Source organism: Flavobacterium sp. HSC-61S13 (assembly GCF_024171535.1).
Classification (GTDB): domain Bacteria; phylum Bacteroidota; class Bacteroidia; order Flavobacteriales; family Flavobacteriaceae; genus Flavobacterium.
Window position 1 is genome coordinate 85,766 of sequence record NZ_JALJZV010000013.1, and the last position, 12,825, is coordinate 98,590.

The window sequence follows — 12,825 nt, forward strand, 5'->3', positions numbered from 1 at the left end:
ATGCGTTGGACGCTAAAACCCAAACCAACTCCTGAAGCAATTGATCATCTTGTTACGGTATTACAAGTAGACCCACTTATTGCCACTTTGTTGGTGCAACGCGGGATTAAAACTTTTGAAGATGCACGACATTTTTTTCGTCCTAGTTTAGACGAACTACACGATCCGTATCTGATGAAGGATATGGGCAAGGCAGTTGCTAGATTAGAAAGGGCTTTTGATAAGCAAGAGCGGATTTTGGTATTTGGCGACTACGATGTTGACGGAACTACCGCTGTCGCCTTGATGGCTTCTTACCTCAGAACGATTTACTCTGAAATAGATACCTATATTCCAGATCGCTATGCGGAGGGTTATGGTATTTCCAATGCCGGTATAGATTATGCCGATCATAATGGAATTACCTTAATTGTTGCTTTGGATTGTGGAATCAAATCCTTAGATAAAGTGGCTTATGCTCAATCTAAAGGCATTGATTTTATCATTTGTGATCACCACTTACCAGGCGACACTGTGCCCGATGCTGTTGCGGTGTTAGATCCTAAACAGCGCGACTGTAATTATCCATATAAAGAATTATGCGGTTGTGGAGTAGGATTTAAACTGGTACAGGCTTTGGCCGCAAAACGCGGTGAAACGATTGACGATTTAATACCGTATTTGGATTTGGTGGCAACAGCAATTGGTGCGGATATTGTTCCTGTTACTGGTGAAAACAGAATCTTGGCATATTATGGACTTCAAGTGATTAATAAAAATCCACGACCGGGAATACGGGCTTTATTGATGCAGTACAAGCAAAAATACTTCACTATTACCGATATCGTATTTAAAGTAGCGCCTAAAATAAATGCCGCTGGACGAATTGAACACGGGAACTTTGCTGTGGCTTTGCTGACTAAGTTTACCTTGGAGGAAGCGATGCGGGCCGCCAAACAGATTGTTGAATTTAATTCGGAGCGCAGGGAATTGGACAAGGAAATCACGGCAGCTGCTTTGCAGCAAATCCAACGAGATAATGAGGTTCACAGAAAGACAACAGTGGTTTACCAAGAAAGCTGGCATAAAGGAGTAATTGGTATTGTGGCTTCGCGATTGATAGAAACCTACTACCGCCCCACTTTAGTTTTTACTAAAAGCGGTGATAAATTAGCTGCCTCAGCACGCTCGGTTAAAAATTTTGATGTTTACAATGCACTAGAGGCATGTTCTGATTATTTGGAACAATTCGGAGGGCATATGTATGCCGCGGGTTTGACACTGAAAGAGTCCAATTATCTCCATTTTAAAAATCGATTTGAAGAAGTGGTGTCTCAAACGATTACCGATGAACAATTGATTCCTGAAATCGAAATAGATGCCGTTATTGATCTGACTCAGATTGACGATAAATTACTTCGTATACTCAAACAGTTTGAACCTCATGGTCCAGAAAATATGTCACCGGTTTTTTGTACTAAAAACCTCTATGATACAGGATATATGCGTACGTTGGGCAATGAAAGAGAACATTTAAAGTTAGAAGTTACACAAGACGGATCCTGCTCAACGTCAAGCATTGGTTTTGGCTTTGGGAAGTTTTATTCAAAATTACTTGGTAAACAGCGCTTTAATATGGTGTATTCTCTAGAGGAGAATGAATGGAATGGCAAAATTAGCACACAATTTCAAATCAAGGATATCCAAATAGAAAATAGTTTGAACTAACCGATATTTTAATTTTTTTTTCGCAACAATTGGTTATATTTGTTGCGAATTAATCGATTTTATCTAATAAAAAGTGCCGCTAAGAGTGTTTATTGTCAATAAATCGCAAGATTGGCACTGAGAAATTCAAAGACGTTGAAAAATAACAATATTCATATATGAAAATAGCAGTTGTAGGGGCCACCGGAATGGTAGGCGAAATCATGCTAAGAGTTTTAGCTGAGCGAAATTTTCCAATCACAGAATTAATACCTGTAGCTTCTGAGAAGTCTGTAGGTAAAGAGATCGTATACAAGGATAAGAAGTATAAGGTGGTGAGTTTAGAAGATGCCGTGAAGATGAAACCTGAAATTGCTTTGTTTTCTGCTGGTGGTGATACATCTTTAGAATGGGCTCCAAAATTTGCTGAAGCCGGTATTACGGTTATTGACAATTCTTCAGCTTGGAGGATGGATCCAACTAAAAAATTGATTGTGCCAGAGATTAATGCTTCTCAATTGACTCGAGAAGATAAAATTATTGCAAATCCAAATTGTTCTACCATACAGTTGGTGATGACCTTAGCTCCTTTGCAAGCACAATATGGAATTAAGCGCGTCGTTGTTTCCACGTATCAATCAATCACCGGTACAGGGGTAAAGGCAGTGCGTCAATTGGAAAACGAATATAATAATGTCAAGGGAGAGATGGCTTATCCTTACCCAATTCATAGAAATGCGATACCGCATTGCGATGTTTTTGAGAGTAACGGTTATACCAAAGAAGAAATGAAATTGGTTCGTGAAACCAAAAAGATATTAAACAGTCCAAATATTCAAGTTACGGCGACAGCTGTTCGTATTCCTGTTGTAGGAGGACACAGTGAGTCCGTAAACATTGAATTTGAAAGAGAATTTGATGTAGAGCGTGTTCGTCAGATTCTACATGAAACACCAGGTATAGCACTGCAAGACAATCCAGATACCAACACTTACCCGATGCCGATTTATGCAGAAGGGAAAAACGAAGTTTTCGTAGGGCGTATACGCCGCGATGAAAGCCAAGCCAATACGGTAAATATGTGGATTGTTGCCGATAACCTTCGAAAAGGCGCTGCAACCAATACCATTCAAATTGCCGAGTATTTAATGGCAAATGATTTGGTTTAATTATCAAAAAAACAAGGGGAAAATCGAAAGGTTTTCCCCTTGTTTTTTTGATGTTATTTCCCTTCTCCCAAGAAGAGGCATTGCCTGAATTCGACTTGACTCAAACGCCAGATCCGCACCTAAAATAATGCCACCCACAACTGGCAACCGATAATAACCATTGCTAAGACTACTATAAAACCCAGTATAAAATATTGCCAAATGGGGATTCTTATCTGGTGATGCTGCATGGCTTTGATGAATAAAAAAGTCGGTATCAACAAGGCTAGAATCACTCCTGCAATAGCCGCATAACCCAATGCTAAAATAAATCCTTGCGGATAAAACAGCACAAAAATCAATGGAGGGCTAAAGGTTAGTAAACTAACAATAAACCGATGGTGCAGTTGTTTCTTATTGCGGGTCCAATCCATAAAATAGTCGAATAAGCCGATACTTACACCTAAAAAAGAGGTTCCAAGTGCTGTCGCTGCAAAGACATTAAAGGCATCTCTGATCAAAGGCGTTTGTGCCATCTCCCGAATACTGATGATCAATCCTTCTAGTCCAGAACTGCTTTTTAACAATCCCATAAAAGTTAGTTGGTCAAAACTTCCTAAAACAACAAATTGCCACAACAAATAGATAATTAGAGGAAGAAAGCTTCCCCAAATAAAGGCTTGTTTTAATTTTTTCTCATCACCATTTAAGTATTTTACTATACTTGGGATACTACCGTGAAAGCCAAAAGACGTAAATACCACGGGAATGGCTGTGAAAATTAATCCCTGTTCAAGCGGTAATTGCAGCAAATTTGCTTCGCTGACAAAGGGAAATAAAATAGCCAATAAGAGGATCAGAAACAGGATTTTAATAACGAAGAGTGCCCGGGAGAATAAATCCACCCAGCGCGTACTGATCGATACGATGCCGCCAAACAGTATCGTAAATAGTAAGGCGCCCCAGCGCGGGTCAATTTCTGGAACAAACCAACGTTGCAGTTGACTGGTTAAAATACTTCCACCACCAGAGATATATGCTGCTGTCAGCGCATAGATTAAAAATAACAGACTGATTCCGGCCAAATTATTCCCAAAAACACCAAGATATTTTTTTGTTAGGGTATCAAATCCATCGGAAGGCGAGTTAAAGCGATATACTGTAACCATCAATAGGGCGGTATAACACATGGTAAACCAAATAACGACTAGTAAAATACTGATCCCTATAAAACCAACTCCTGCGGAGGTAATGGGCATAGCTAACATACCCCCGCCAATCGAAGAACCGGCAACCAATAAAATACTACCTAGGACTTTGTTTTTCATATCAAGTAATCACTTTATGGAGTACGTAGTTTCGTTCAACAACTGTAATCCATAGCGTTTTGAATTATTAGGTACAAAAGTATTGAAAACTTATGTATTGCTGATAAGTACCACGGACGGTCTTCGCTAAATTTATGCTAAAAAGACGGTAGTTATTTTGGAAAAAGCAAATTAAAATAAAAAATTCTGCTAGTTTTTTTTTAAACGTCAGATTGTTATCTATATTTGCGATGATGAAAAGTAAAAATGCCATATCAAAACTATTGCTTATAACGGCACTACTGTTTACAGTGGTGTTCCAGTTTGCCCATAGTTTATCGCATTTTTCAGCAGATATCACGCCGATTTCTCTAGAAAAAGTAGAAAAATTAGCGGCTCAAAAAGATCATCACTTTAAACATATTTCTGCAGCAGAACACGACAGTGAGAAGTGTTTTGCCTGTGATTTTTTCTTAAGTCCTTTTTTACAAGCTGAAAGCATGGATTTCCAAGTTTTGGAAAATACGCCTATTGCTTCGTTAAAAATGGCAATTGTGACTTCGCTATATCAGCAGTCAACGTTTTACTTTTCCCTTCGCGCACCACCAGTTTTACTTTAAATAGATAAATTAACTCTTTAGGCTTTATTGGTCTTTAGAGGTTGTTGTAATTATTTAAAAATAAAGTAAGATGCGAATTTCTATCCTCGCTTTTTTCTTAATCTTTGCCAATATCAGTCAGGCTCAGTATGTCGTTTCCGGACGAATAATGAACGATCATACGCAAATATTAAGCGGAAGTACCATTTCGATTGCTCAAGATTATTATATATCCGATACTCAGGGAAAATTTAAGTCGGCAAGTATGCCAGCTGGAAAATATCCGATGCAGATTATATTTATGGGTTATGAAACCCTAGACACCATAATAGATGTCAACAGCAATGTCAATTTGCACATACATTTAAAAGCGAGCTCTACATTCTTAGATCAAGTCGTTGTCAACAGTACACAAAAGAAAACGATTTACAATACTGAGAAGGTTTTACAGCAAGACTTGGCTAAAAATTTTTCGGGATCATTTGCTAAAACTTTGGAAAATTTACCTGGAGTTAATGCGATGGAAATTGGTGCAGGCGCTTCAAAGCCGATTATTAGAGGACTTGGATTTAACCGAGTAGCGGTAGCTGAAAACGGTGCCAAACAAGAGGGACAGCAATGGGGAGCCGATCACGGACTGGAGATTGATGCACTAAATACCGAAGAAGTTGAAGTCATTAAGGGAGTTGGAACTATTGAATACGGTAGTGATGCTATGGGTGGCGTGATTCAAATCAACAATGAAAAAATCCCGCAAATTCATTCGTTCTCCGGACAAGCAACTCTATTGGGTAAATCGGTCAATGAAACCGTTGGAGCTTCGGTCAATATACAAAGTAGAGGCGATCATTTTTTCTATAAATTGAAAGTAACAGCTCAAGAGTATGGCGATTATCGGGTGCCTACTGATCACATTGTCTATCTGAATACAGAAATCCCAATCTACAATAGACGTGTAAAAAACACGGCAGGAAATGAGCTCGATTTATATGCACAAATTGGATATGTAGGAGATCAATTTCAAAACATTCTAAGTCTGAGTAATGTCTATAATAAAAGTGGATTCTTTCCCGGTTCTCACGGCCTACCTTCTATAGCAGCCGTTCAAGATGATGGTGATAGTAGAAATATCGAATTTCCACGACAAAATGTCAATCATTTTAAAGTGACCAATTCGTCTGTGTGGACTTTAAATAACGACGATAAATTAAAAATTGTTCTGGCGTACCAGAATAATCAACGGCAAGAATGGAGTGCTTTTCACACGCATTATAACAATCAGCAAGCTCCAGCCACAGATCCCGATCTGGAATTGCAATTCAACTTAAACACCTTTGATATCAATGCGAAGTATGAGCATATTTCAAAGGGGAACCACAAAACCACCTTTGGTTTTCAACAGAACTACCAGAATAACACCATTAATGGTTATGGATTTTTGTTGCCGAAGTTTAATCGTTCGTCTATAGGGTTTTTTGCGATACATGAACACGATCTAACAGATGATGTGACCTTGCAAGCTGGGGCTCGATTCGATTATGCGAAAATGCAAATACGTCCATTTTATGATGACTTATTATATAATTTCTTAGTGCAGAATAACGAAAAGCCAACAACCGCTGATGGTTATGCTCAGAGAAGTAAGCAAGTGGATAAAGATTATCGCAGTTTTAACGGAATGGTGGGTGGAAAATGGCAAGTGACAGACGAGCTTAATCTCGCGACAACTGTGGGGACTATTTTTCGATTTCCAACAGCGATAGAACTGAGCGCCAACGGGGTACATCACGGAGCTTTTCGACATGAATTGGGAAATCCAGATTTGGATCCTGAACGCGGTTTCGCTGCAGACCTGAGATTGAATTTTGAAATCGAAGGTTTTAAAACGGAATTGAGTCCCTATCTGTATTATTTCAATAACTATATCTTTTTAAAACCTTCGGGAACCTTTTCTATTTTGCCTGATGGTGGCCAAATCTATCAGTATACACAATCTAAGGCATTGCTGACGGGGATTGAGTGGAAGCTAGAGAAAAATTTTCTAAAAAGATTTAAGGCTGAGGTGATTTTTGAATATCTATATAATCGACAAATTACGGACCAATCGAGTACAAACTACCCCTTGCCGTTTTCGCCACCGATGAATGTTTTTGGGCAATTGGAATATAATTTTAAGGAGTCGGGTGTTTTTAAGAATCCTTTGATTTATGCCAATGTAAAATGGGCTTCTGAGCAAAATAGAATAGCACAAAACGAAGATATAACCCCAAGTTATCAGTTATTTGGTGCAGGGATATCGTCCGATATCAACTGGGGTAAGTTTAAGATGACGATGCAACTAAGTGCAACGAATTTGGCTGATGCGAAAGTGTTAAATCACACCAGTTATTACCGTCCCTTAGAGTTGCCTGAGCTGGGAAGGTCGATTCAGTTGATGATTCAAATACCTTTTTAAAATTATAAATATGGATCAAGTTAAGAGACATATTGGTTGGTTATTATTGTGGATATTTTTAGTTCCGCAGTTCAATAATGCATTGCATTTTTGGGTAATTAAACACGATTTTTTGAAGGAGTTTAATGCTAAGCCTGTTGTTTCGAGTAAAAGTCTTGTGCACTATTGTGATCAGACTCTTTTTAAGATGCCATCACTGATTTTAGCGGTTCAAAATTTTGAGATTCAAAATTTTGAGGAGTTTTATCAAAGGCACTATTCAACAGTAATACACGAGTTCCTTCAAGTATACTTTATCGGTTACTATTTGCGTGGACCGCCGAATTCATTTTAATTGCACGACAGTACATTAAAATTATAAGCGTAAAACAACAATATAAAATAATAGTAAAATGAAAACAATTAAAATATTTTCAATAATCGCTCTAGGAGCTTTTTTCTCACTGGCATCTTGTTCCAGTGATGACAACAATGTAGACACCGTAAGGCCGAATCTAAATTTAAAAGCACCGGCAGAAGGAGCTGTTTTAGTGGCGGGTAAAGATGTTCATTTTGATATGGAAGTCTCCGACAACGTGATGTTGGGGTCTTATAAAATCGATATTCACAATAATTTCGACAATCACAACCACCCTTCATCAGTGAGTTTTAAAGAAGCCGAACCTACTGTCGATTTCGTATTCAATAGAGTATGGGCTTTAGACGGACAGAAAAATGCAGACATACATCACCATGAAATCATCATTCCAGCCAACGCGACTCCTGGGAAATATCATTTTGTAGTGTATTTATTAGATGCTGCTGGAAATGAAACCAAGGAGGCACGTAATATTACAATAGTTGCGCCAACTCCACCTGTAGAAGAAAAAGGACATCCAACAGTTGACTTAGTGGCTCCGACAGAAGGAGCTGTATTAGTGGCTGCTAAGGATGTGCATTTTGATATGGAAGTTTCCGATGAAGAGATGTTAGAATCTTATAAAGTAGAAATAAGCGCACGTTCTGCTGACCATACTATCGTATTTAGTAAATTGTGGAGTTTAGCTGGATTGAAAGAGGCGGATGTACATCATCACGAAATTATCATTCCAGAAAATGCAACACCCGGAGACTATCTTTTTAAAGTAATTGTGATCAATAAAGCAGGTAACCAAACCGTTGTGAATCGCAATGTTACTATTGCAAAACCAGGTACCCCTGTTGATCCAGGTCACGGTCACGATCATTAATTTAAGCGCATAAAACAGTCCTAATAGGTCTTAGGGAACTCTAAGGCCTATTATTTTTTTAGAATCTTTTTAAAAGTTCTATATTTGTTAGAATACAAACTGAAAAATCAGATTAAACAATGAAGAAAACACTTACAACCCTTCTTGTGGCAAGCATCGTTTTGTCTTGTAAACAAGAAACCAAAGAAGAGGCTATGGTATTAAAATATCCTGAAACGCATAAAGGAGATGTCGTAGATACTTATTTTTCAGAATCCGTAGCAGATCCTTATCGTTGGTTGGAAGACGACCGCTCTGCCGAAACAGCGGCTTGGGTTAAAGCTGAGAATGAGGTTACATTTGATTATTTAGATAAAATCCCTTTTCGTGAAGATTTAAAAAAACAGATGGAGAAAATCTGGAACTACGAAAAAATTGGTGCACCATTTAAAGAAGGCGATTACACCTACTATTCAAAAAATGATGGATTGCAAAATCAATCAGTTATCTATAGAAAAGGTGCTGATGGTAAAGAAGAGGTCTTTTTAGATCCAAATAAATTTTCTAAAGACGGTACTACCTCTTTGGGAGGTCTTGATTTTTCAGAAGATGGAAGCAAAGCAGCTTATGCAATTTCTGAGGGAGGAAGTGACTGGAGAAAAGTGATTGTTATGGATACTAAAACCAAAACGATCCTAGGAGATACTTTAGTAGATGTTAAGTTTAGTGGTGTTTCTTGGTTGGGTAATGATGGGTTTTACTATTCGAGTTATGACAAACCTGAAGGAAGTGAATTATCCGCTAAAACAGATCAACACAAATTATACTTCCACAAATTAGGTACCGCTCAAAAAGACGATCAGTTGGTTTTTGGTAAAGACCAAAAGAGACGTTATGTTGGAGGAAGCGTTACGGAAGATAACCACTATTTGGTAATCACTGCAGCTAATTCTACTTATGGAAATGAATTGTATATCAAAGATTTGACGAAGGCGAATAGTCCAATTGTTAAAATCGTTGATAATTTTGAAACGAGCAGTAGCGTTATTGAAAGTAGAGGTACTAAATTGTTTATTGTTACCGATTGGAAAGCGCCTAATCAACGAATCGTTACGGTTGATGCAACGAATCCAAAGCCAGAAAACTGGGTGGATTTTATTCCAGAAACAAAAAATGTATTATCTCCATCAACGGGAGGAGGCTATTTTTTCGCTCATTATATGAAAGATGCGGTTTCTATGGTTAATCAATATGATTATGATGGAAAATTAATACGTGAGATCAAATTACCTGGAATTGGAACGGCTAGTGGCTTTTCTGGTAAAAAAGACGACCAAACCTTATATTACTCTTTTACGAACTATATTACAGCAGGTACTATTTATTCCTTAGAGCCGAAAGACGGTGTATCTAAGGTTTATGAGAAACCTAAGGTGGCCTTTGATGCAGATAAATTTGAGTCTAAACAAGTATTTTATACTTCGAAAGACGGAACTAAGGTTCCTATGATTATCACTCATAAAAAGGGACTTAAATTAGACGGTAAAAACCCGACCATGCTTTATGCTTATGGCGGTTTTAATGTGAGTTTAACGCCTAGTTTTAATATAGCTAATGCTATTTGGTTGGAAAATGGTGGAGTTTATGCTGTTCCAAACTTGAGAGGTGGCGGCGAATATGGAAAAGAGTGGCACGTTGCGGGAACGCAAATGAAAAAGCAAAACGTCTTTGATGATTTTATTGCTGCTGCGGAATACTTAATCGAGAATAAATACACTTCATCTGATTTTCTGGCTATCAAAGGAGGATCTAATGGTGGATTATTAGTGGGAGCAACCATGACTCAAAGACCAGACTTGATGAAAGTAGCTTTACCGGCTGTAGGCGTTTTGGATATGTTGCGTTACCATACCTTTACTGCAGGAGCAGGATGGGCGTATGATTACGGAACTGCTGAAGACAGTAAAGAAATGTTTGAATATTTAAAAGCATATTCTCCGTTGCACAATGTAAAAGAAGTAGCTTATCCTGCTACGATGATTACTACTGGAGATCATGATGATAGAGTTGTTCCAGCACATAGTTTTAAATTTGCTGCAGAATTGCAAGCTAAAAATAAAGGTACTAATCCAATGTTGATTCGTATCGAAACCAATGCTGGACATGGAGCTGGAAAATCTGTAGCTCAGAACATTCAAGAAAATGTGGATTTACAGGCTTTTACGCTTTATAATATGGGAGTAAGAAAGTTGAAATAAATTTTATTCACCAGTAAAAAAGCCCAATTGGATTCATCCAATTGGGCTTTTTTTGTGAACTATTTCAACGAAATTACGAATCAGCAAATTTGCGAATCTGCCCGTTGCGCCATAGCAATAAGAGCAATCCCAGTACAGCATAACTGCACAGAATGATTACGGTAATAGTACTTACGGCATCTGTCATATTTTCTTTAGGCATAAACAGGGTGAGTACCGATAAGCCGATACCTGCTCCCATAAAATAGGAGGTGCTCGACAAACTCGAGGCTAGTCCATAATGCTCTGCGGGAATACCTTCAATGCATAATAAGGATAGGCTGGTAAAACAAATCGTCATTCCTATACCCGACACACAGGCTGCAGATAGTAAGATTAAAAATAGTGGATAGTCAAATACCAAGGTCAAAATTAAGAGCAGACCTCCCAGAGACATTAATGACATACCGATGACGCCCAGTTGTAAAATATGAACTCTTTTCATAATAGCTGGCAGTATAAACTTGGCAACTACTGCAGATAAAATGCTAAAGGGAACCAATAGTAATCCTGATTCAGCAGCGGTATAATTCATGTCTCGTTGTAATATCAAGGCGATTAAAAAGAGGTAGCCAATAAAAAAACATCCTAAGGTAAAGAACACAGCATTAGCGGTGATTATGGTTTTCGAGCTAAAAACGCTGAGATTGATTAAAGGATTTGGAATGGTCTTTAATCTTTTATAAATCACGAAAAACAGTATAATGGAAGTAGCTAGCGATCCCATTATGGTCAGATAATTGGTGTCGAAATCTGCAAATTGATGAATACCATAGGTAAATAGCAACAAGCTAAACACTAAAAGTATGCTGGACAAATAGTCTGTTTTCTCGCTGCGGATACTCACGGGATCTTTGTCAAGTAAAAAGTATGAAGCGATTAAAACCACAACGAGTATGGGAACATTGATTAAAAAAACCCAATGCCATCCCCAATAGGTGCTAATTAAACCACCGACAGCAAGTCCGCTTCCGGAGCCTATGGCTGCAAACGAACTAAAAATACCAATAGCTTTACTGCGTTCCTGTGGTTCGGTAAAAGTGTGGGTTACTATGGATATGGCTGAAGGCATGATTAAAGCAGCGCCAAGACCTTGTAGTGCTCTAAAGAAGGCAAGTGCAGTAAAAGATGTCGATAATCCGGCGCCTAAGGAGCTTATCAGGAAAAGAGCGGCACCTACAGTAAATATCTTTTTGCGTCCGACCACATCCGAGAGTTTTCCACCTATAATTAGGAAACCACCATATAGTAGCACGTATAAGGTTTGTAGCCATTGTAGAGTGTCGTTACTGACTTGAAATTGATTTTGAATAGCGGGAATGGTTAGATTTATGATCGCGATATCAAGCGCTTCCACAAAAACCCCCATCGAGGCTATAATCAAAATAATATTTTTCTTTAAATCCATTTTTTTAAATTTGTCCGCGCAAAAGTAAATAGATTAGCATCAATGTCATTAAAATATTTAAAATTTAGAACAGAATGTTTTTATATGTACCTTTGATAGAACAAAATGCTTTAATGAGTCATACAATGCCTAGCAAAACAGAACAAGCCAAAAATGTTACCTATCAAATAGACGATAAAGACAGAGAGATTTTAAAAATTCTCGAGAACAATGCTAAATGGACGGTACGTCAAATCGCATCTCAGATTAACCTTAGTCCGACGCCCACTCATGAGAGAATCAAACGGATGGAGAAAAGCGGTGTTATTAAGCAATACGTGGCTGTTTTAGATAAGAAAAAGGTTAATAAGGGGATTATGGTTTTGTGTATGATTACGTTGAGTAGGCATAATAAAAAGGCCGGTTCTGAATTCATCAATACGGTACTTCAATTTAAGGAAGTTGTCGAGTGCTATAATATTTCCGGAGACTTTGATTTTATGCTAAAAATATTAGCGGAAAGCATGGATAGTTATCATAATTTTTTTGTCAATCAGTTGACCGAGATCGAAGGGATAGCACAAACCAAAAGTATTTTTGTCATGGATATCATTAAAGAAACTCACGAAGTACTTTAGGGGAGGCCTATACGCTGATACGCTGATACGCTGATACGCTGATACGCTGATACGCTGATACGCTGATACGCTGATACGCTGATACGCTGATACGCTGATA

At 38.1% G+C, this 12,825-nt stretch carries 10 protein-coding genes; 8 read left to right on the forward strand and 2 right to left on the reverse strand.

Annotated elements, in window-relative coordinates; genetic code table 11:
- Together recJ and L1275_RS12560 are read left to right on the forward strand one after the other, a co-directional pair.
- Nucleotides 1-1,707 (forward strand): single-stranded-DNA-specific exonuclease RecJ, encoded by a 1,707-nt coding sequence (gene recJ, locus L1275_RS12555; RefSeq protein WP_253473783.1) that lies wholly within the window; start codon nt 1-3, stop codon nt 1,705-1,707.
- Between the two features lie 158 nt (nt 1,708-1,865).
- Nucleotides 1,866-2,855: an aspartate-semialdehyde dehydrogenase gene (locus L1275_RS12560; protein ID WP_253473786.1), complete on the forward strand. Its 990-nt coding sequence runs from the start codon at nt 1,866-1,868 to the stop codon at nt 2,853-2,855.
- 119 nt (nt 2,856-2,974) lie between these two features.
- On the opposite strand, the gene L1275_RS12565 is transcribed toward L1275_RS12560, so the two are convergent.
- Nucleotides 2,975-4,162 carry an aromatic amino acid transport family protein gene (locus L1275_RS12565; RefSeq protein ID WP_253473790.1) on the reverse strand — a complete coding sequence of 396 codons (1,188 nt, stop codon included), beginning with the start codon at nt 4,160-4,162 and terminating at the stop codon, nt 2,975-2,977.
- Nucleotides 4,163-4,392: 230 nt separating this feature from the next.
- Here L1275_RS12565 and L1275_RS12570 point away from each other — a divergent pair, with 230 nt between their 5' ends.
- The 5 genes from L1275_RS12570 to L1275_RS12590 all read left to right on the forward strand — a co-directional run bounded on the left by L1275_RS12570 (nt 4,393) and on the right by L1275_RS12590 (nt 10,661).
- On the forward strand, nt 4,393-4,761 hold the full coding sequence (locus L1275_RS12570) for a hypothetical protein (RefSeq protein ID WP_253473793.1): 369 nt from the start codon (nt 4,393-4,395) through the stop codon (nt 4,759-4,761).
- Between the two features lie 70 nt (nt 4,762-4,831).
- Nucleotides 4,832-7,195, forward strand: coding sequence for a TonB-dependent receptor domain-containing protein (locus tag L1275_RS12575; protein WP_253473796.1), 2,364 nt, complete (start codon nt 4,832-4,834; stop codon nt 7,193-7,195).
- A gap of 10 nt (nt 7,196-7,205) precedes the next feature.
- Complete coding sequence (locus tag L1275_RS12580; RefSeq protein WP_253473798.1) at nt 7,206-7,529, forward strand: hypothetical protein; 324 nt, start codon at nt 7,206-7,208, stop codon at nt 7,527-7,529.
- A 58-nt stretch (nt 7,530-7,587) separates the two neighbouring features.
- On the forward strand, nt 7,588-8,424 hold the full coding sequence (locus L1275_RS12585; protein WP_253473801.1) for a DUF4625 domain-containing protein: 837 nt from the start codon (nt 7,588-7,590) through the stop codon (nt 8,422-8,424).
- 119 nt (nt 8,425-8,543) lie between these two features.
- A complete protein-coding gene (locus tag L1275_RS12590) occupies nt 8,544-10,661 on the forward strand; it encodes a prolyl oligopeptidase family protein (RefSeq protein ID WP_253473804.1) in 2,118 nt (705 codons plus the stop codon).
- Between the two features lie 73 nt (nt 10,662-10,734).
- Here the strand turns inward: L1275_RS12590 and L1275_RS12595 are convergent, their stop codons facing one another.
- Complete coding sequence (locus tag L1275_RS12595) at nt 10,735-12,108, reverse strand: MFS transporter (protein WP_253473807.1); 1,374 nt, start codon at nt 12,106-12,108, stop codon at nt 10,735-10,737.
- Nucleotides 12,109-12,182: 74 nt separating this feature from the next.
- Between L1275_RS12595 and L1275_RS12600 the strand changes: the two genes are divergently transcribed.
- A complete protein-coding gene (locus tag L1275_RS12600) occupies nt 12,183-12,725 on the forward strand; it encodes an Lrp/AsnC family transcriptional regulator (protein ID WP_253473810.1) in 543 nt (180 codons plus the stop codon).
- Nucleotides 12,726-12,825 lie beyond the last annotated feature (100 nt).